This window comes from Rhizobium sp. PP-CC-3G-465 (assembly GCF_004343445.1).
GTDB classification, from domain to species: Bacteria; Pseudomonadota; Alphaproteobacteria; order Rhizobiales; family Rhizobiaceae; genus Ferranicluibacter; species Ferranicluibacter rubi.
This window is the reverse complement of the sequence record NZ_SLYH01000004.1, coordinates 16,293-35,614: the sequence shown is the minus strand read 5'-3', so window position 1 is coordinate 35,614 and position 19,322 is coordinate 16,293. Positions and strand designations below refer to the sequence as shown.

Below are 19,322 nucleotides of genomic sequence, written 5' to 3'. Positions count from 1 at the left end.
AACAGACGGACGGCCGGGCATCAGACCGTGATGAACCGGATCCAGGACCAATAGGAGGCGTCGCATGAACACCTGTTCGGACAAGGCCGCGCTCGATCAATGGTATCCGCTGGCGACTGAGGCGGAACTGCCCTGCGGCACGACTGCCACCCGGCTTCTCGGCACGGACTTCGCGGTCACGCGCGCACGCGACGGAACCATCACCGTCATGGCGGAGGGGCGCAACGATCCGCTGCCGACGATCCGCCGCTTCGGCCTGCTTTGGGCTACGCCCGGCACCCCGGCCGGCGGGCTGTTCTCGCTGCCCGAGGCCGACGAGGCCGACCGGCGCGTGGTCAATTGCGGCACCGTGGCGGTGCACGCCTCCGGCTTGCGCATCGTGGAAAACTTCCTCGACATGGCGCATTTTCCCTTCGTCCACACCGATATTCTCGGCGCCGAACCGCACACGGAGGTGCTGCATTACAATGCCGAAATCCGCCGCGACGTGGACGAGGTCTGGGCGACCAACTGCCAGTTCTTCCAGCCGCAGGCAGCGCTGTCTGCGACATCCGGCATCATGACCGACTATATCTACCGGGTCATGACCCCGTTTGCGACGCTGCTTTACAAGACCTGCCCGAATGCCGCCAACCGCTGGGACGTGATCTGCCTGTTCGTTCAGCCGCTCGATCCCGACCGCTGCATCGCCCATCCGGTGATGTTCCTGATCGACGACGTCTCGACCACCACCGAGCTTGTGCAGTTCCAGCAACTGATCTTCCTGCAGGACCGGATCATCCTCGAGAACCAGCGTCCTCTCCTTTTGCCGATGGAGCCCCGCGCGGAGATCCCGACGCGCGCCGACGCCTCGTCCATTGCCTATCGCCGCTGGCTGAAGGAGAAGGGCATCACCTACGGTACAACGACGATGGCGGCGTAACCGGGCCGAAGACCGGAGCATCTGCGCCCAGTCACGCTGCTTGCCTCCGGACACCGCGACCATCAGACATCACGGACAGCCACCGCTATACGGCGTCGCCGCCGATGACTTCGGTTCCAAGATCGCCCTGCTCGAAAGGGGTACGCCGTGCCGGAGATAGTGTCGTGGGATCTGGTTCGCGTTTTCCTCGCTCTGTCGCGGCTGCAGAAGTTCGAATCCGCACTTTCCCCACCGCGATCACGATGTCAGCTTGGCGGAGGACCGGTGGTTTCTCCCAGTAGAAGCCCTTCTCACGAAAGACCGTCGAAATGCGCAAGAATGTCCGCTTCGGAGACGACATCGGCGTATTTTGCGTTCATGTCGAAAAGGTTGGCCTCGTGGGGTGCGGGGTGGCGGTCGCCGCAGGCGTCGCGGACCACGGTCGTGATGAACCCGTGCGACATGGCATCGACGCAGGATGCGCGGACGCAGCCGCTGGTTGTCAATCCCGTGAGCACAACGTTATCGACGCCCATAGACGTCAGAAGTGGTGCCAGTGAGGTGCCGAAGAAGGCGCTTGGATACTGCTTGGTGACGATGAATTCGTCGCTTTCGGGCACGAGCCCGTTCGGCCAGCGGCCGAGCGGGTTTCCGGCGGTGAAGCAGGCCAGCGGCTTGGCTTTCTGGAAGAACCGGCCGCCATCGGCGCCGCTCGGGTGAAGAACGACACCGGTCAGAATGACGGGAATGCCTTTCGACCGGGCGCGTTCGCGAATGCGTAGCGCGCTTGCCAGTGCAGCATCGACCCCGGCATAAAGCGGGCTTTCCGGTTCGAAATAGGCTTGGACGAAATCGACCAAGACCAAGGCCGGCTTCCGTCCGAAGCCGATCCTGTTGTCATAGGCATTCCGGTAGTTATCGAGCAGATCGTCGGCGGACATCGTGGTTGCTCCGTGCGTTGCCATCCCTTCGTCAAAGGGCATCATGCGGGCACTTCCAGTCGAGGAGGCAACGCCCTGTGATGGCTGGTCGTCGCCTGAAAGGCGACACCGGCGCGCAGGCAGAGGCCGTCATCCATCGGCCGCCCGACAATCTGGATACCCGTGGGAAGGCCGTGTTGTCCGAGACCGGAGGGGAGCATCAGCGCCGGAAAGCCGGTGAGATCGAAAAGCATGGTGTTCCGGGAGATGATGTCCTGGAAGGGCACGTTCCGGCCATCGACATCCACCGTCAGCGTGTCGAGCCGTCCGGCCTCGCCGCCCAGACCCGGCGTGATCATGAGGTCCATGCCGGCCATCGCCGCCATAACCGTCTCCTGCGCCTGAAGCCTCATCTGCAGCGCGCGTCCGTAGTCCGAAGCGCGGATCTCCATGCCCTGCCGCAGCCGATGCACGAGGCCCACATCGAACAGCGCGGCCCGGTCGATCCGCTCCTCGTGGTAGGTCGCAAGCTCCGACAGCAGGATCGTCCACCCCGCTTTGTGCAAAGGCTCGACGTCGATCTGCGGCATCGGCACCAGTTGGCAGCCGAGCGTCTCGAAGACGGTCAGCGCCGACCGCCAGTTGGAAAGAACATCGGACGACACCTGGTCCGTGAACCAGCCACAGGGAACGCCGATCCGCAGGCCGGCGACATCGGCTGGGCCATGACGGAGGCCTTCGCACTCTGCGCTCAGACCGGCGTCGAACAGTGCGGTCATGACGGGAAAGCTCGCGGCGATGTCCGCAGCGCTTCTCGCCATGGGGCCGACATGATCGAGCGTCCAGGAGAGTGGTGCGACGCCCGCGCGCGACACGCGCTCGCGGCTCGGTTTCAGGCCCGTCGTGCCGCACCAGCAGGAGGGAACGCGGATCGAGCCACCCGTATCGGTGCCAAGCGCCAGCGGCAGGAGCCGCGCGGCAAGGGCGGCACCGGAGCCGGTCGAGGAGCCACCTGTCCAGCGGGTCGCGTCCCAGGGATTGGCGACCGCGCCATAGCGCGGATTGAAAGGGGATCCGGTGGCAAATTCGGTCGTTGCCGTCATGACGAAGGGGATGGCGCCGGCTGCACGAAGTGCTGCGACCACCGGAGCGTCGTCCAAGGCGATCCTGTCGCCGGTGAACATCGAGCCGGACAAGCTGCTGGCCGCCTGGGCCTATGTGAAGACCAAGGGCAAGCCGAACGTGCTGATCGTCGGCTCGTCCGACGTTCTGCCCTCCATTCCCTTCGTCAAGGCGATCCAGAGCGAACTCACGGCACTCTGCCCGGACTGCACGCAGAAGCATCTCGATGTGCCTGTGTCCGAATGGGCGACGAAGATCCAGCCCGGCGTGCAATCGGCGCTGATCTCCGATCCCGGCATCAATTTCGTCCTGCCGATCTACGACTCCATGTCGCAGTTCGTCTTCCCTGCCCTGCGCATCACCGGGTCGGAAGGCGCGGTCAAGATTGCGAGCTTCAACGGCACGCCCTTCGTGCTCGACATGTTGCGCGAGGGCCAGGTGGACATGGACATCGGCGAAAGCCTCGGCTGGGCCGGCTATGCCGCCATCGACAACATCATGCGCATGACCTGCGGACTGCCCACCGTCGCCAAACTCAACGTGCCACTGCTCGTCTTCGACGAGAACAACGTAAAAACCGCCGGCATCCCCGCCAATTTCAACGACGGCTATGGCGACGCCTATCTCGACGGTTTCCGAAAGCTGTGGAAGCTGAACTGAGAAAGCCCGCCCGGACCGCAAACCTCAGGACGTCACCCATGCCCGCATCCGACATGCCCGCACCTGACGCAACGACGGGTAAAGACGTCCTTCGCATGTCGGACATCCGCATGCGCTTTGGCAGCCACTACGCGCTCGATGGCGTGACGCTGTCGATCCGCCGCGGAGAGGTGTTCGGCCTGCTGGGACAGAACGGCTCCGGCAAGTCGACGTTGATCAAGGTGCTCGCCGGTTTCCACCAGCCGGAGGCCGGCAGCGAGATCGTGTTGTGGGGCGAGACGATGCCCCTGCCGCTCGATCCGATGGCCATCAAGAAGCGCGGCGTTGCCTTCGTGCACCAGCATCTCAGCCTCGTGCCGTCGCTGACGGTGGTCGAGAACATGCGGGTGACGGCGCTTGGCCAGAAAACGCCGTGGCGCGTGTCCTGGAAGAAGGAAGCCGCCCGCGTCGGCGCGCTCTTTACCGAGTTCGGCCTTACCATCGATCCGTTCGCGACCGTCGCCAGCCTGCCACCGGTAGAGCGGGCCTTCGTCGCGATCGTGCGGGCCTTCGACGACCTTCGTGCCTCCGATGCCGGCTATGGCGGCGAAGGCATCCTCGTGCTCGACGAACCCACGCCCTTCCTGCCGGCGCAGGATGTCGAACGGCTCTTCGCCCTCATCCGCTCGATCGTGCGGACCGGAGCCTCCGTCGTCATCGTCACCCATGATATTGATGAGGTCCGGGATATCACCGACCGGGTCGCCATCCTGCGCGACGGCAAGCTGGTCGCCATCCTCGACACGCAGACGACCGGCCGGCAAGCCATCCTCGACACGATCGTCGGGTTGCGGGTCGATGCCTTCGAGAAGACCCGAAAGACGAGCGTCGGTGCCCCTGCCGTCATCGTGCGCGACCTGACAGACGGCCGTCGCCCCGGCTTCGATGTAGACATCCGCCCGGGCGAGACCTTGGGCATCACCGGTCTGATCGGCTCGGGCTTCGCCGCCGTTCCCTACATGCTCTACGGCGCCCGTCGTGGCGCAGGCCGCATCCGGATCGGCGGCCAGGAGGTCGATCTCGCGCGCATGACACCGCAACGGGCCCAGTCCCTCGGCATCGCCTTCCTGCCCGGCGACCGCCTGGGCGCGGCCGGCATCGGATCGCTGCCCATCACCGACAACATCACCCTGCCTGTGCTGGCCGATCACCTCTCGGCGCTTGGCCTCGGTCTTGATCGGCGCGGTATGCGCCAGCATGCGGCCACGCTTTCGACGGACTACGACGTGCGCCCGGCAAGGCCCGATCTCAATCTCGGCGCGCTTTCCGGTGGCAACCAGCAGAAGGTTCTGCTGGCCAAATGGCTGCAGACAAAGCCGACGCTGCTGATGCTGGACGAACCCACGCAGGGCGTGGACTTCGGCGCGCGCCAACAGATCTTCAAGGCGCTGCACCGCGCGAGCGAACAGGGCACGGCCGTTCTCTGCGCCTCCACCGACAACGAGCAGCTCGAACAGATCTGCGACCGCATCATCGTCTTTGCCCGCGGGCGGCCGATCGCAGAGCTTATCGGCGCAGACATCACCCGGAAATCCATCGCCGAAGCCTGCTTCCATGGCGAGACAACCGCAGCGGAGGCCGCGCAATGACGACCATCGACCTCTCCACGCCCGACACGTCCGCCAAAGCCGGCCCGGCCAAACCGAAGCGCCGCCCGCTCGACTGGAAGACGGAGACCGAGCGTTTCGCGCTGCTCGGCGCCTGGATGCTGCTCATCGCCATCTTCGGCTTTCTCATGCCGGACTCTTTTCTCAGCTGGCGCAATTTCTCCACGATGTTCGGCTCGCAGGCAGTTCTCGTCGTCCTCACGCTGGCCCTGTTGGTTCCGCTCACCTCCGGCGATTTCGATCTCTCCGGCGCCTCGGTCCTCACCATGAGCTCGATGCTCATTGCCGTCCTCAATGTGCGGGAGGGCTGGCCGATCGCGCCGGTCATACTGGTCGCCCTTGCCAGCGGCGCCGTCATCGGCGCGGTCAATGCCGTCTTCGTCCTCTATTTCCGCATCCATTCGCTCATCGTCACGCTCGGCATCGGCACATTCGTCAACGGCCTGATCCTGTGGATCAGCCAGTCGCAGACGATTTCCGGCGTCTCGATGGACCTCGTCGGCTGGGTGATCATCAACCGCTTTCTCGGCATCCCCCTCGCCTTCTTTTACGCGCTCATTCTCGCCGGGATCCTCTGGTACGTGCTGGAATTCACCATTCCCGGCCGCAAGCTGCTGTTCGTTGGCCGCGGCCGCGAGGTGTCGCGATTGAATGGTATCGCGGTCGACCGCGTCCGGGCGGTTTCCTTCATGGTGTCCGGCCTGATCTCCGCCTTCGCCGGCGTGCTCTATGCCGGAATGACCGGCTCGGCCGATCCGCTCTCCGGCCTCAGCCTGTTGCTGCCGGCCTTTGCCGCCGCCTTTCTCGGCGCCACCACCATCTCCCCGGGTCGGTTCAACGCCTTCGGGGCCGTCATCGCCGTCTACTTCCTCGTCACGGGGATCACCGGGCTCACCATGCTAGGCGCAGACGCCTACGTGCAGAACCTGTTCTACGGCGGCGCGCTCGTCATCGCCGTCGCCCTTTCGCAACTGGTGCGCAATCGCCAGCCGCAGGATTTCAGCTGAGGAGCCTTCCATGGATCGTGGTCTTTTCGCAGCCCTCTCCCGCCAGTTCCTCGATCGCGACGCGAACGAGGCCGAACTGACGGCGATGACGGGACAGGCCGAACGCGCCGCCACGCATGTCGCCGCACATCCGGCCGGGCGCACCGGTGCGCTCTTTGCCGTCGAGCCTGCCCATTTCGAACAAGCCTTGCGGGAGGCACAGCATGAGCCGCACTGATCCCAAAACCCTGCGGGAGGCGGCCGACGCCATTGCGACCGGCCGGATCTCGTCCGTTGAAATGACCACGGACGCCTTGGAGCGGGCAGACCGTTCGCAGCCGCATCTGAACGCCTTCATCGAGATCGAGCGCGATGCGGCTCTCGACGCGGCACAGGCCGCAGACGAGGCGCGGTCCCGCGGGCTGCCGCTCGGGGTGCTGCACGGCGTCCCCCTGGCGCACAAGGACATGTTTGACCGCGCGGCGAAGATCACCGGTTGCGGCTCGAAAATCCGCGCGGATCATGTGGCGGCGGAGACCTCCACGGTCATTCAGCGTCTGGAGAGCGCCGGCGCCCTGCAGATCGGTCGTCTCAACATGTCGGAATTCGCCATGGGACCGACCGGCCACAACGCGCATCATGGCCGCGCGATCAATCCGGTCGATCCCGCCCGCATCACGGCGGGTTCGTCCAGCGGCTCCGGCGCGGCGGTCGGCGGCGGTGTCGTTCTTGCAGCGCTCGGCTCCGACACGGGCGGTTCCATTCGCCTGCCCGCCGCCTGTTGCGGCGTCGTCGGCATCAAGCCGACCCAGGGTCGCGTCAGTCGCCACGGCGCCATGCCGCTGTCCTTTTCGCAGGATTGCATCGGCCCGCTCGCCCGCACCGTCGAGGATGCCTATCTCCTGTTGCAGCTGATCAGCGGTGTCGACGGCCGGGACCCGACCTGTTGCAACATTCCGACGCCTGCAGCACTGACAACCGAGATCGCCACGATGCGCATCGGCCTCGGCGGCGGCGTCTTTGCAGACGCCCTTTCCGGAGACGTCGCAACGGCGATGGAGGACATGGCCCGTCTTCTTCGTCCCGTCTGCCGTTCGGTCGAACCGGTTCTGCCGCCCGACCTTTCGCACGTCGCGGAGCTTGCCAATGTCGTCGCGATGAGCGAGGCCGGCGCCGTTCACTTCGACGCCTTGCGCCGCCGGCCGGAGGATTTCGGTCCGCAGGTGCGGATGCGGCTTGCCCAGGCGATTGCCATTCCGGCGCCGGTCTATCTGCGTGCGCTGCAGATCCGCGTCATCATGCTGGAAGAGATGCTGCGCACGGTCTTTTCCGCGTGCGACCTTCTGATCGTGCCGACCATGCCCTTCCTCCCGCCCTTAGCAAGCGAAGTGGACGTCGGCGCGGGTGCCACCATGAACCGCATTATCAGCGCCATGACGGCCTTCACGCGCCCGTTCTCGTTTCTCGGCCTGCCCGTCGTGACGCTGCCGGTGGCCCGCAGCCGCGCGGGTTTGCCCGTCGGACTGCAGATCGTCGCGCCGCCCTGGCAGGAGCGGCGTGCGGCATCGCTGGCCCTGCATATCGAGCAGGCGCTGGCCCTTGGCCCGTTTTCGGCCGGGTTCTCCCGCCACGAGGCTGCCTAAGGTCGAACCAGAACAGCGAGAGGAAAGACCATGCCTGCAATGCCCTTCGTCGATGAGGCCCTGAGCGAACCCGCTCCTATCGACCGCGATGCCTTTCGCAATGCCATGTCGAGGCTCGGCGCCGCCGTCAACATCATTACGACGGATGGACCGGCCGGCAAGGCGGGCTTCGCGGCTTCCGCCGTCTGCAGCGTCACCGATACGCCGCCAACGCTTCTCGTCTGCCTCAAGCGCTCAAGCTCGGTCTTTGAAACCTTCACCGCCAACCGCACGCTCTGCGTCAACACGCTGGCCGGCCATCACGAACAGCTGTCCGCCCTCTTCGGCGGCAAGACACCCGTGGAGGAGCGCTTCGCTGCAGCCACTTGGCAGGAAGGCGAGACGGGCGCGCCGATCCTCGCAGACGCCCTCGTCTCCTTCGACTGCTCGGTGAACGAGAGCGTCGATATCGGCACCCATCAGGTCCTGTTCTGCACGGTCATCGGCATCCACGAAACGGACGGCGACATCCCGCTGATCTACTACAGACGCGCATACCACCGCATCGGACGTGAAGCGGGGTAACCGGTTCGCTCATCAGCTCAGGGCCCCGGTGGTATACCTGGGTTTCGACATCCGCTGGGTCAGAGCCCTGCCACCGGAATTGCGCTTATTCTCGTCAACCGAGCGCAGCGAGCGTCTCGGTGGCGTCTCCGTCGATGATCAGGCCATTGACGGCGCCGCTCTTCGGCAGGCTTTTCGCCGATATCGACTTTTCCTGTCCCACGATCAGCAGGATGACGGGGATAGCGGATCGTGGGCGTGCATCTCGCGAATATAGATCTTCAGGAAATCCGACGGCACGCGCGAGCAGACGAAATTGTGGAGGTTCTTCTGTTCATCGACGGAATAGAAGACCAGCCGGCTCGCACGCATCGTGCCCGACAGCAGCCGGAATGTCTCGTCGATGAATTCCCGCTTGTGAACCTCCGAGAAAGCCACGGCCATCCTCCATCGTGCTCTACACAGCAGCAAAGGAAATATTGCTGCACTGCAGCAAGCGAGTCAAGGGTTTCATCCGGTCGCCATGCGAGCCAAACCTGTCGGCTCTCGACGCCCGGTCTGACAGACAGGAAACAGCAAGACAGTTGGTACTTTCCGTCCTCAGAGTCCCACCATGTTTCCATCTCATCTCCGGGAAAAATCTCGTCATCCCTTGCCGGAAGGTTCGGAACGTTGCAGGTTCGTTACGGAAGAAACGATCCGGTTTCGAGGAAACTCTGCGCTATGAGCCCGGGAACAGACGCTGTCCGGCTTAGAGAGACATGGATGAGATGCCTGAACACGTTATCGGCAGAGGTCTAGTGGCGAAATCCCTTTGTTGCTCGGCGCTCTTCCATGACAGCGAAAGGCGACAGGCATGAGGCCGGGGCAGCGGCTTGCACGGCGCGAGACGAAGGCCTCATCGGCGGGTGCGTCCGGTCCCGGCATGAGCCCGGGCGACATTGCAGACCATAATTCCCGCGTGGCGCTCAGCCTCATCAGGACATTCGGGCCGTTGACACGGCAGGAACTCTCGGATCGCCTCGGCCTGACCGAGCCGGCGGTGACAGGCATCATGAGCCGGCTCGATGCCCAAGGACTAGTGCTGAAACGCAAGCGCTCCGGCACCGGACGCTACCATGCCGCAGAATTCGCGCTTCAGGCGGAAGGTGCTTTGGGTTTGGGTATCAGCCTTTCCGCAGAAACGCTTGAGATGGCGCTTGTCGATCTTTTCGGCACGGTCGTTGCCCGGGCAGAACTTCAGGGCATGGATGTTGAAAAGCGCCTTCCGGATGCACTTGCGTCCATGCTCGGCGCCGTGAGCACCCGGATACCGCTTGGCGTCGGAATGGCCTTCGCGCCGGGATGCACGCCTCAAGGGGATAGCATCAAGCATCTGCTGCCGGGCCGACCCGTCTTCCTCATGCCGGATACGGAGGCGTGCCTCACCGGAGAGCGCCTGCTGGGGCTTGGCGAGCCGGAAGGCGGGCTGGTGGTGATACTGATCGACGACACCGTACGCGCCGGGCTCTTCATCGGCGGCAATACCTTTCGCGGCATGAACGGACGTGCGGGGCAGATCGGCGAGATGCGTCCGGGCCGTCTGCATCCGAGCCTCACGGAAGTCGCCAATCGCGGCGCCTATCTCTGCGCTCTCGAGGCCGGACCTTCGGCCCTTGCCGCCTGGACCGAGACTGCGGCTGACCGGCTGCTCGATGCTGTGGTCGCGATCGCTGGCTTCGTTTCACCGGGCGCCCTTCTTCTCGGTGGCACGCTGCCCGAGCCGGTCCTCGACAGTCTCATCGCGCGCATGCAGGATCAACGCAACGATCAGGCAAGCACCTTCGTCGCCGCTCTGTGGATTCCGCCGATCCGGCGTGCCACGCTGGGAGGTCGCGGTATCGTCATCGGGGCGGCGATGACGCCACTGATGGAGTTGCTGCTGCCGCGGACGGGATGACGGCGCCGTCGCGGGCGGAAAGCGGCACGCGTTCCCGTTGGGCCGCCTCGGCCGTCGGCAGGCAGAGCCTGTGGGCGAGCAGCATGGTCGCAGCGCCCAGCGCCGCCGCGTCTTCGGAGCCTGCCGCCCGGTGCAGGGAAGGCGGTGTGATGCCGCGGCGAAGGATTTCCTCGCGCGTAAAGACCAGAAGCTCGTCGATCATCCGCACCGGCAGTCGGCCGCCGATCAGCACGCCATCAGGATCAACGATCATCCCGATATCGATGATGGCTTCGGCGAGCGTGATGCTGATCGCCTGTAGCCAAGCGCTGACCAGTCCTCGTGCCTCCCCCGTCAAGGCAGCCAGTTCGGCCGGCGTCGAGACGCGAATGCCGTGTTGTTTGAGGTGATCGTAGAGGATGAACAGCGAAAACATCTCACCGAGAGGCTGTGTCTTGCCGGCAGCCGGACCGTTCTCGATAACGACCGGTAGCCAGCCGATTTCGCCGCCAAGGCCGCTTGCGCCCTTGTGACGCATACCATCGATCACGAGGCTGCCGCCCAGGCACGCATTGACGAAAATGTAGAAGAAACTGCTGATCTCCGTTCCGAAGCCGTATTCGATCTCGCCAAGCGCGGCGGCATTGGCGTCGTTGTCGATGAAGACGGGATGGCTGGTAATCCCGGCAAGGGCGCCCCGCACGTCGAAGCCGCTCCAGCGGCTGTAGGTTTCCGGCCGGCCGATCACGGGCACCTCGCCCAGCCAGTCGGGAATGGCAAGGCCGATGCCGGCAAGACGCGGTTCCTGGATCACCTTGCGCCGGAGGAAAGACGAAAGGGCATCGCCCATCAGCGCGACGAAGGTCTCCGGCATCATGAAACGCATTTCGTGATGGATGCGCCCCCGGACGGCACCGGTCGCATCCACGGCGACGACGGTCAGGTGGTCGCGATCGATGTTGGCGCCGATCGAGAAGACGCCTTCGGGATCGATCTCCAGTTCGATGGCCGGTTGCCCGCGCAGCCCCTGCCGCCGCCGCGCCTCCATCACGAGGCCTTCGTCGAGCAGGCGATCGACGATGCGGGTCACGGTCTGCTTCGTCAGCCGCGATCGCTGCGCCAGCTCCGTGCGCGAGATCGGCGCCCCGCGATAGATGTCGCTGAGGATCGTCGCGCGGTTCTGAACTGCCGCCTGTTCGCCGTTGGAGCCGGCAAAGGTCACGCAACGTCTCCCGTCATGTTGGACCGGCCGAGCCGGATGAAAAAGGCCTGCACATCTCGCGATGCGCAGGCCAAGGTAGGCCAAAGTGGCCGGGGGAGGAAGGGTTGAGAGATCAGGTCCTTGTGAGGCGCCAGCTTTTGACTTCGAAGGGAAGGAGTCCGGCAGCGGCAACGCCGTCCATCGGCTCCTCCAGGATTGTCACCGGTGCGCTCGTTGCCCAGCCCTCCGGCAGCGCAACGGCGAAGTCGCCGCGACGACCTGCCGGCTCGAAAACGCGCAGAATGAGATCGTCACCATCTTCGCTGGGCTTCAGGCCGGAGATTGCCGCGTCGATGCCCTTGGGGGCAAGCGGCTGCCAGGAACCGACGGCCCGATCCGTGAGAGGCAGAACCACGAGCGGCTGGTTCAGATCCTCTGCCTCCTCGCGCACCCCACCTTCGTACCATGTGCCGGCATGCGGCATGAGCGCGTAGGTGAAAGCCTGATAGCCTTCGTCCGCCATCGGGTCCGGGTAGATCGGCGAGCGCAACAGCGACAGGCCGAGCACGCTTCCGCGCATGCTGTGGCCGTACTTCGCGTCGTTGAGAAGGGCCACGCCGAAGTCCGGCTCCGACAGATCGACGAAGCGGTGCGCGGGCGCTTCGAACATGGCTTCGTCCCAGGACGTGTTGGAGCCCGTTGGCCTTTCGAGCACGCCGTAGGCGCATTCGCAGGTCGCATACTTGCTCTTCACGGCGAGTTCGCTGAGGCTGCGCAGCATGACGCGGCGGTCGTGCCAGTCGATCTCCGTGTGGATGTCGAGACGGCGCGCATTGGCGCCGAGGCTCAATGTCTGGACGATGCGGGAATGGCGCCAGGTGCGCGTAATCCGGATTGCCACCCGATGAGGACCCGTCTCGACGATCTCGATCGCATCGAAACCGGTGATTTCCTCGGCCTTCTCGATGTAGTCGTTCTCGACATCCCAAGCGTCCCAGTTGCGCGGCTTGTCGGCCGTATAGGCATAGAGCCGGTTGCCGCGCCCGTCGATCGCCTCGCGGCCGGTCGGTTTGTGCAGGATGCTGGCGATCGATCCGTCCTCGGCGAGCGTCACCTTGACGGTGGCATTCTCAAGGGTGTTCTCGGTGACCGTGAGGCCCGGAGCCGGAGCGAGAGCCGAGGCCGGGAGGATGGCGATGCCAAGCGGCGGCAACGTGCCTTCTGCCGAGACAAGCCCCTCGGGTAGATCGAGCCGGATCGCGCGCGGGGACAGCGACGGGTTGACGACGAGAACCGCTCCACTTTCTCCGCCAGAAGCGGCCGGCAGGCGGTCCGCAAGGGCGGTTATTGCCTGATCGAGCGCCGTCGTTCCCTCGGCAATCGCGCCGTCGAGTTCGCGCACCGCATCGACATAGACCTCGGCGATGGAGGAGCCGGGCAGGATGTCGTGGAACTCGTTCTTGAGGACGACGCGCCATGTCGGCTCCATGGATTCCGGACGCGTGGCGCCCATCAGATGGGCAAGGCCTGCCACCGTTTCCGCCGTGATCAGCGTGCGCTCTGCCTTGCGATGCAGGCGCTTGACGGCGCTCTGGCTCGTCAGCGTCGCACGGTGGAGCTCGAGATAGATCTCGCCCTGCCAGACATGCAGCGCCTTCTCGGCAGCCGTCTCGTGTGCGCCATCGAAGAAGTCCTCGACCCGGGTCCATTCCGCCTGCGGGATCGCCGGGAAGACGCGAAGCTGCTCCTCGCGCATGACCATTTCCGGCGTCACGCCGCCGCCGCCATCGCCATATCCGACGCAGAGTAGCGTCGTTTCGTGCTTGTCCTTCTGGCGAAAATTCTTCCAGGTCGGCACGAAGCAGTCGGGACGCACGAAGCCGTTATAGCCCTGCATCGGGTTGTCGAAAGTATGCGCCAGCACACGGCTGCCGTCGATGCCTTCCCACCAGAAGAGATCCGCCGGAAAGCGGTTGGTCTCCGACCAGTTGACCTTGATCGTGAAGAAGCTGGTCATGCCGCCCTGTCGCAGGATCTGCGGCAGCGCGCCGGTGAAGCCGAAGCAATCGGGCAGCCAGCAGACGGTATGGCGAATGCCGAAGGTCTTTTCGAAGTAGCGCTGGCCGTAAAGCACCTGCCGCGACAGGCTTTCGCCGGTGGGCATGTTCGTGTCCGGCTCGATCCAGAGGCCGCCGACGGTTTCCCACTTACCGGCCTTCACCTGCGCCTTTACCCGCTCCAGAAGGTCCGGATCATCCTCCGCGATCTGTGCGTAATAGTGTGCAGTGGATTGGTTGAAGCGGAAATCTTCCGATCCCTCCATCAGCGACAGGGCCGTGTGGAAGGTCCGGCGAATCTTGCGGCGCGTTTCGTCATACGGCCAGAGCCAGGCGAGATCGATATGGGCGTGGCCCGTGAGCGCGATCTTGCCCTGCGGCGGGAAGCGTTCGCGAAGGCCGGCAAGCCGTACCATCAGCGCATCATAAGCCTTGATGACGCTGGCACGGTGATGGTCTTCCAAACCGTCGGGCTCGGCCTTCAGGTCCGGCAGCTGCCAGATCTTCTGCTGCATCGGCGCTGCGGATGTGCGCGAGACGTAGTCGGCCGTCGCCGAGGGCCAATCCAGCGAGCGCAGCGCGTCTTCGCCTGCATCCAGCAGATGCGGCACGACGTCGTGACCTTCGAGAACCGTGATGGCTTCGGCGATCTGGCGCACCAGCAGCCAGAGCCTGTCCACGGACGGCTCCAGCCAGAGGAGTTCGGCGCGTTCCAGATGTGGCTTGCGCACGGGCTCGCCGAACGGCAGGCGGGCGACGGTTTCCGACGTCACCGTGAACCGCGTGGAGGGAACGCCGAACTCGCGGTGATAGGGGTCGAGGCCGACCGTCTTGGAGATGCCGTCGTCCGAGGCGATGGTGATCAGGCTTTCCCCGCCGAGGTCGAGGTAGAGGCGGGTATCCTCCAGCGGCCAGCCGGCGGGCACCTCGGCGGAGCCTGAAAAGCGCTGCGTCCCCTGGATCTGCGGCCAGGCATGGCCGAGCGCGATCGGCGTGTCGTTGACGTGCCAGCCATCGATCTGCGCGGTCTTGCGGACGCGCCAGAATTCAAGTTCGGCCATGCGCACCTGGAAGCGCTCGAGACGTTGGGCAAGTGTGAGTGTCATGATCTTCAAGTCCTGGTCTGTGTCATGAAAGGATCAACCCTTGACCGCGCCGGCGGTCATCGCGCCCAGAATGAGGCGCTGCAGGGAGAGGAAAGCAATGATCGCCGGCACCACGGAAACGAGGCAGGCAGCGGCGAGCAACTGGATGGAACTGTCATTCTGTGTGCCGGCATACTGGAAGATGCCGACCCCGATGGGCGTAAGGGCTTCGCGGGTGATGAGCAGGAAGGGCACGAGGAACTGAGACCAGCCGGCAATGACCGAGATGATGAAGGCCGAGGCGATGCCGGGCGTGGACAAAGGCAGGATGACCCGCACGAACACGCCCCACCGGTTGCAGCCGTCGATCAGCGCCGCCTCATCGAGGCTTCTGGGGATGCCGTCGATGGAGCCCTTGAGGATCCATGTCACCGTGGGTACGGCGAGCGCGATATAGACCATGACGACGCCGAAATGGCTGTCGGTCAGGCCGATGGCCGCCATGTAGCGATAGAGCGGCACCATGATCACCAGCGGCGAGATCATCTGGACCGACAGGATGGCCATCATCCAGCCGCCCTTGCCGCGAAACTTGAAGCGCGAGAAGGCATAGGCCGCAGGCAGCGCGACGACGAGGCAGCCGATGGCGCTGAGCGAAGACAGCTTCAGAGCGTTCCAGAGGTAGCCGAGGAACTTGTCGGAGGAGAGGATCATGGCGAAGTTGTCGAGCGTCGGCGCTTTCGGAATGAACCGGCTGACGCCGAGAAAAACCTCCTTGCGGGTGCGCAGCGCCAGCGACAGGAGCCAGAGCAGCGGCCATGCGAAGAAGACGAAGATCACCAGCATGAACAGGTAGCTGAGCGCGTCGCCCAGTCTCTCGCGGGATGCGGCGGACATCATTCGTCTCCTTTCGGCAGGAATACGGCGTAGACGAGAGCCAGCCCGAGGCTGATGGCCAGCATCAGGATCGACAGCACGGCACCGACCGACAGGTCGTAGTTCCGGAACACGATGTTGAACGTATAGAGCGAGAGGACCTCGGTTGCCCGGCCGGGACCGCCGCCCGTCAGCGAGATGATCGCGTCGAACGTGTTCAGAGTCTGGATGGTGATCAGGATCATGTTGACGAGGATGGCGGCGCGAAGCTGCGGCAACGTCACGTAGAACAGCCGCTGGCGGCCATTCGCGCCATCGACCGAAGCTGCTTCGTAAAGCACGGGATCGATCGCCTTTAGGGCGGCATACATGACGACCATGGAGAAGGCGGTGCCGCGCCAGACGTTGGAGAGCACGACCGACCACATCACAAGATCGGGGTCCGACAGCCATTGCACGGGTGCGGCACCCATCAGGCGCAGGATGCTGTTCAGCCCGCCGAAGGGGGCCTCGTTGAAGAGCATCTTCCAGATGATGCCGCCGGCGATGCCGGGCACCACCCAGGCGACGAGTGCCGTGGTGCGCACGATCGTCGTGCCGAACAGTCCCCGCCCCTCCCCGCGCACCACCACGAGGGCGATGACGAGGCCGAGCAGTTGCTGGGCGACGACGCTCGAGCCGGTGAAGACGAAGGTGACCCAGAGGATCTGCCCGAGTTCCGGCCGTGACAGGGTGTCGATCAACGTCGAAAGCGTGTAGGTCCCATCATTCGCCAGAAGCGTCGCCCGCATGAAGGCGAGCCGCATCACGTCGAAGACGGGGTAGAGATAGAACAGCCCCAGCACCAGGATCAGCGGCAGTACCCAGGGGACCACGCGCGGAGCATCGTGCCGGCTGCCGCGGGCAAGGCGGGCAGCCACATGCTGTTCGAAGGTTGCGTTCTGCAAGGTCATGATCAAGGCGGCCTTTTGCGAGACGTGCGCGGCGCGGGGACCGACCCCGCGCCGAACCTGGGTGCCTAGAGGCGGCCGAAAGCCGCGGTCGCCGCCTTGAAGGCTTCATCGACCGCTGCATCCGTGGTTTCGGCGCCGGTGAGCACCTTGCCCATCATGATCTGGATCTGGTTGGAGATCTCCGGGTAGACGGGCGCACCTGGTCGCGCTTGCCCGACCTTCAAGGCCTCGCCAAACGCTTTGTTGGCATCGCTCGAGAAGATCTTGTAGGTCGAGTAGAAGTCGGCCCGCGTCGGCAACTGTTCCTGTAGCTCGTTCGCCGGTCCCATGTAGATCTCGCGGGCGAGGTTCGCGCACATCTCGACCTTGGCCGGATCCTTGGAGAAGGCGGCGACCGTCCAGCCGCCGGTGCCGGTGGAACGCTCGTCCTTGGTCGGGCCGGGAAGCCGCGAAAAGGTCCATTTGGCAAGCTCTTCCGGCTCCAGAACCGTCTTCAGCTGGCTGTACTGCCAGTTGCCGCCGACAAACAGCGCCGATGTGCCGGCCGCAGCAGCAGCATTGAAGTCGTCATAATTGCCGATGGTTGCCACGCGCTTGGGTGCGGCACCGGATTCCACCAGATCGCGATAGTAGTTGACGGCCTTCACGAATTTCTCGCGGTTCTCGCCTTCTCCGAAGACCGGCTTGCCGGCATCGTCCACGAGCTTGCCGCCCTGGCCCCAGAAGTTCGCCAGCCAATCGAAGGTCGTGCCCTCGTAGCGGCCACCGTTGAAAAGAATACCTTCCATGCCCTTTTCGACGGAGGCAAGTGCGGCCTTCTTCGTGTCGTCCCAGGTTTCGGGCGCATCGGGAATAATCTCGGTGTTGCGGTAAAGCACGCGCAGGTCGGTCGACCACCACCAGGCATAGATCTGACCGTCGGCGCCGGTCACACCTTCGCGGATGAACGGGAACAGCTGGTCGATCTCTTCCTTCTTGAAATAGGGCGAAAACGACTGCAGCACGCCGGACTTCTTGAACAGCGGCAGGACGAAGCTATCGACGGCCGCGCAATCCGGCGCGTTGCCGGACTTGGCCTGTTCGAGCATGCGGGCCTGCTCCTGGCTGATGTCGCCGGACATCATCTGCAACTCGACCTGCCATCCGGCATGATTGGCGACGAAAGCATTGAAGAGCTTGCTATAACCCTCTGCGAGAACCGGATCGTTGTTGCGCGGACCGTCCGACGTCATGCGGAACACGAGCTTGTTCGGCGCATCCGCCGGTCCGACGGTGTCGCCGGTGATCGTGTCCTGCGCGAAAGCCGCGACCGGCAGCGTCATGGCGACGGCCGAAAGGAGCGTGAGAATTCTGGCGTTCATGCGAATGTCCTCCCCAAAAGTTTTTCGTGCGTCCGCACCTCGTCTCGCCCACGGCGATGCCCGAACCGGCGGCAGCGTTCACATCCTCGTCTCGTGGATATCGTATGCCGCAGGCTTGTCGCCTGCCGCCTCCGCTCCCCATCGACCTTCCTCGCCTCCAACAACGATCTTCACAGGCCGTGGAAATTAGATTAAATCACTTTTGTTTTGTGTCAAGCCACTGTGTCGGGAGGATGATGATGGCGCGTTTGGAACTCGAAGAGATCCGCAAGTCCTATGGAGCATTGGAGGTGCTGCACGGTATTTCGGTGGCGGCGGAGGACGGCGAGTTTCTTGCGCTGGTTGGTCCGTCCGGCTGCGGAAAATCGACCTTGCTGCGCACGATCGCCGGTTTGGAGGCGATCACGTCCGGCGACATCCGCATCGAGGGCGTGCGGGTCAACGACCTTGCACCGCGGGACCGCGACATCGCCATGGTCTTCCAGAACTACGCGCTCTATCCGCACATGACGGTCGAATCCAATATGGGTTTCGCGTTGCGGCTTGCTGGTCTTGCCAAGGATGAGATCGGCAAGCGGGTGGCCTCGGCGGCGGGCATCCTGGATCTCACGCGTTATCTCGATCGCAAGCCTGTCGCGCTGTCCGGCGGCCAACGCCAGCGCGTCGCCATGGGTCGAGCGATCGTGCGCGCCCCGAAAGTCTTCCTGTTCGACGAACCGCTCTCCAACCTCGACGCCAAGCTGCGCGTCCAGATGCGCGGGGAAATTCGCGATTTGCAGCAAAGGCTTGCGACCACCACCGTTTACGTCACCCATGATCAGGTCGAGGCGATGACCATGGCGGACAAGATCGTGGTGATGAATGCCGGCAAGGTCGAACAGATCGGGCATCCGCTCGATCTCTACCACAAGCCCGCCAACATTTTCGTCGCGACCTTCATCGGTTCACCCCAGATGAACCTGATCACGGGGCCGTTGGCCGACCATTACCGCGCCATCACCATTGGAGTCCGGCCGGAACATTTCGACGTCCGCGCCGTGACCGATACGGGTGGTGAAAGCGGCAGGGGCGGTTGGAAGGGGCGTGTCGCGTCCGCCGAATATCTGGGTAGCGACACGTTTCTTGTCGTGGATATCGAGGGCGCCGGTCGCCTGCAGATCCGCACCCATGGAGGCCTCGTCCTGCCCATCGGTCGGGATGTCGTGGTGAAGCCAAACGACCAGTTCCTCTACCGCTTCGATCATCTGGGTATCGCCCTTTAAGGTCTTGCCCGCAGGACGGAAATCCCTCGCCGGCTCTCCGCCGCCGGGTTTCCGAACAGCCTCTTGGCGGCAACACGACATGTCTCTGATGTCGAGGAAACGTCTTGTTAAGTCTTCGTTGACCATAATCTCTGCCAGACGAACGTGCCGACGCTTTCTGCCGGCCGTCATTGTTTCTTGCAGAGATC

The 19,322-nt window shown here is 64.1% G+C and carries 17 protein-coding genes; 9 read left to right on the top strand and 8 right to left on the bottom strand.

Annotated elements, in window-relative coordinates; genetic code table 11:
* The first annotated feature begins 64 nt into the window (after positions 1–64).
* The gene (locus C8J33_RS16210) at positions 65–922 is read left to right on the top strand and encodes an aromatic ring-hydroxylating oxygenase subunit alpha (protein WP_132664934.1); all 858 of its coding nucleotides are present in this window, start codon (positions 65–67) and stop codon (positions 920–922) included.
* A gap of 290 nt (positions 923–1,212) precedes the next feature.
* On the opposite strand, the gene C8J33_RS16205 is transcribed toward C8J33_RS16210, so the two are convergent.
* Entirely contained in the window at positions 1,213–1,842 is a 630-nt protein-coding gene (locus C8J33_RS16205) for an isochorismatase family protein (RefSeq protein ID WP_110801485.1), read from the bottom strand.
* Between the two features lie 41 nt (positions 1,843–1,883).
* Positions 1,884–2,966, bottom strand: coding sequence for an amidase (locus C8J33_RS16200; protein WP_245507205.1), 1,083 nt, complete (start codon positions 2,964–2,966; stop codon positions 1,884–1,886).
* Between C8J33_RS16200 and C8J33_RS27070 the strand changes: the two genes are divergently transcribed.
* From C8J33_RS27070 to rutF, 6 genes are read left to right on the top strand one after another with little or no spacing between them, the layout of a single operon-like run.
* Positions 2,935–3,603, top strand: coding sequence for a sugar ABC transporter substrate-binding protein (locus tag C8J33_RS27070; RefSeq protein ID WP_165929832.1), 669 nt, complete (start codon positions 2,935–2,937; stop codon positions 3,601–3,603). The genes C8J33_RS16200 and C8J33_RS27070 overlap by 32 nt on opposite strands.
* A gap of 38 nt (positions 3,604–3,641) precedes the next feature.
* A complete protein-coding gene (locus tag C8J33_RS16195; protein ID WP_132713210.1) occupies positions 3,642–5,231 on the top strand; it encodes a sugar ABC transporter ATP-binding protein in 1,590 nt (529 codons plus the stop codon).
* On the top strand, positions 5,228–6,256 hold the full coding sequence (locus tag C8J33_RS16190; protein ID WP_132664931.1) for an ABC transporter permease: 1,029 nt from the start codon (positions 5,228–5,230) through the stop codon (positions 6,254–6,256). The genes C8J33_RS16195 and C8J33_RS16190 overlap by 4 nt, the downstream gene beginning before the upstream one ends.
* A 10-nt stretch (positions 6,257–6,266) precedes the next feature.
* Positions 6,267–6,473, top strand: coding sequence for a hypothetical protein (locus C8J33_RS27065; RefSeq protein WP_132713212.1), 207 nt, complete (start codon positions 6,267–6,269; stop codon positions 6,471–6,473).
* Positions 6,460–7,878 carry an amidase gene (locus C8J33_RS16185; RefSeq protein ID WP_165929833.1) on the top strand — a complete coding sequence of 473 codons (1,419 nt, stop codon included), beginning with the start codon at positions 6,460–6,462 and terminating at the stop codon, positions 7,876–7,878. Before C8J33_RS27065 ends, C8J33_RS16185 begins: the two co-directional genes overlap by 14 nt.
* A 30-nt stretch (positions 7,879–7,908) precedes the next feature.
* On the top strand, positions 7,909–8,442 hold the full coding sequence (gene rutF / locus C8J33_RS16180; protein ID WP_207901515.1) for an NADH-dependent FMN reductase RutF: 534 nt from the start codon (positions 7,909–7,911) through the stop codon (positions 8,440–8,442).
* Between the two features lie 204 nt (positions 8,443–8,646).
* On the opposite strand, the gene C8J33_RS16170 is transcribed toward rutF, so the two are convergent.
* Positions 8,647–8,859, bottom strand: coding sequence for a hypothetical protein (locus tag C8J33_RS16170; protein WP_132664930.1), 213 nt, complete (start codon positions 8,857–8,859; stop codon positions 8,647–8,649).
* Positions 8,860–9,277: 418 nt separating this feature from the next.
* Here C8J33_RS16170 and C8J33_RS16165 point away from each other — a divergent pair, with 418 nt between their 5' ends.
* The gene (locus tag C8J33_RS16165) at positions 9,278–10,360 is read left to right on the top strand and encodes an ROK family transcriptional regulator (RefSeq protein ID WP_110801446.1); all 1,083 of its coding nucleotides are present in this window, start codon (positions 9,278–9,280) and stop codon (positions 10,358–10,360) included.
* Here C8J33_RS16165 and C8J33_RS16160 read toward each other — a convergent pair.
* The 5 genes from C8J33_RS16160 to C8J33_RS16140 form a co-directional block, all read right to left on the bottom strand.
* Positions 10,305–11,561, bottom strand: a complete 1,257-nt coding sequence (locus tag C8J33_RS16160) for an ROK family transcriptional regulator (RefSeq protein ID WP_110801447.1) — start codon at positions 11,559–11,561, stop codon at positions 10,305–10,307. The two genes, C8J33_RS16165 and C8J33_RS16160, sit on opposite strands and share 56 nt — an antisense overlap.
* Positions 11,562–11,673: 112 nt before the next feature.
* Positions 11,674–14,703 carry an alpha-mannosidase gene (locus C8J33_RS16155; RefSeq protein ID WP_110801448.1) on the bottom strand — a complete coding sequence of 1,010 codons (3,030 nt, stop codon included), beginning with the start codon at positions 14,701–14,703 and terminating at the stop codon, positions 11,674–11,676.
* A 33-nt stretch (positions 14,704–14,736) separates the two neighbouring features.
* Complete coding sequence (locus C8J33_RS16150) at positions 14,737–15,579, bottom strand: carbohydrate ABC transporter permease (protein ID WP_110801449.1); 843 nt, start codon at positions 15,577–15,579, stop codon at positions 14,737–14,739.
* Entirely contained in the window at positions 15,579–16,511 is a 933-nt protein-coding gene (locus tag C8J33_RS16145) for a carbohydrate ABC transporter permease (protein ID WP_110801486.1), read from the bottom strand. Before C8J33_RS16145 ends, C8J33_RS16150 begins: the two co-directional genes overlap by 1 nt.
* A gap of 65 nt (positions 16,512–16,576) precedes the next feature.
* Positions 16,577–17,872 (bottom strand): extracellular solute-binding protein, encoded by a 1,296-nt coding sequence (locus C8J33_RS16140; RefSeq protein WP_110801450.1) that lies wholly within the window; start codon positions 17,870–17,872, stop codon positions 16,577–16,579.
* Between the two features lie 239 nt (positions 17,873–18,111).
* On the opposite strand from C8J33_RS16140, the gene C8J33_RS16135 reads away from it, so the two are divergent.
* Positions 18,112–19,134 carry an ABC transporter ATP-binding protein gene (locus C8J33_RS16135; protein ID WP_132664929.1) on the top strand — a complete coding sequence of 341 codons (1,023 nt, stop codon included), beginning with the start codon at positions 18,112–18,114 and terminating at the stop codon, positions 19,132–19,134.
* Positions 19,135–19,322: the final 188 nt, after the last annotated feature.

Excerpts from the sequence above, each read along its gene's own strand:
- C8J33_RS16210 (WP_132664934.1), top strand. The coding sequence starts at position 65 with ATGAACACCTGTTCGGACAAGGCCGCGCTCGATCAATGGTATCCGCTG.
- C8J33_RS16205 (WP_110801485.1), bottom strand. The coding sequence starts at position 1,842 with ATGTCCGCCGACGATCTGCTCGATAACTACCGGAATGCCTATGACAAC.
- C8J33_RS27070 (WP_165929832.1), top strand. The coding sequence starts at position 2,935 with ATGGCGCCGGCTGCACGAAGTGCTGCGACCACCGGAGCGTCGTCCAAG.
- C8J33_RS16195 (WP_132713210.1), top strand. The coding sequence starts at position 3,642 with ATGCCCGCATCCGACATGCCCGCACCTGACGCAACGACGGGTAAAGAC.
- C8J33_RS16190 (WP_132664931.1), top strand. The coding sequence starts at position 5,228 with ATGACGACCATCGACCTCTCCACGCCCGACACGTCCGCCAAAGCCGGC.
- C8J33_RS27065 (WP_132713212.1), top strand. The coding sequence starts at position 6,267 with ATGGATCGTGGTCTTTTCGCAGCCCTCTCCCGCCAGTTCCTCGATCGC.
- C8J33_RS16185 (WP_165929833.1), top strand. The coding sequence starts at position 6,460 with ATGAGCCGCACTGATCCCAAAACCCTGCGGGAGGCGGCCGACGCCATT.
- rutF (WP_207901515.1), top strand. The coding sequence starts at position 7,909 with ATGCCTGCAATGCCCTTCGTCGATGAGGCCCTGAGCGAACCCGCTCCT.
- C8J33_RS16165 (WP_110801446.1), top strand. The coding sequence starts at position 9,278 with ATGAGGCCGGGGCAGCGGCTTGCACGGCGCGAGACGAAGGCCTCATCG.
- C8J33_RS16155 (WP_110801448.1), bottom strand. The coding sequence starts at position 14,703 with ATGACACTCACACTTGCCCAACGTCTCGAGCGCTTCCAGGTGCGCATG.
- C8J33_RS16150 (WP_110801449.1), bottom strand. The coding sequence starts at position 15,579 with ATGTCCGCCGCATCCCGCGAGAGACTGGGCGACGCGCTCAGCTACCTG.
- C8J33_RS16145 (WP_110801486.1), bottom strand. The coding sequence starts at position 16,511 with ATGACCTTGCAGAACGCAACCTTCGAACAGCATGTGGCTGCCCGCCTT.
- C8J33_RS16140 (WP_110801450.1), bottom strand. The coding sequence starts at position 17,872 with ATGAACGCCAGAATTCTCACGCTCCTTTCGGCCGTCGCCATGACGCTG.
- C8J33_RS16135 (WP_132664929.1), top strand. The coding sequence starts at position 18,112 with ATGGCGCGTTTGGAACTCGAAGAGATCCGCAAGTCCTATGGAGCATTG.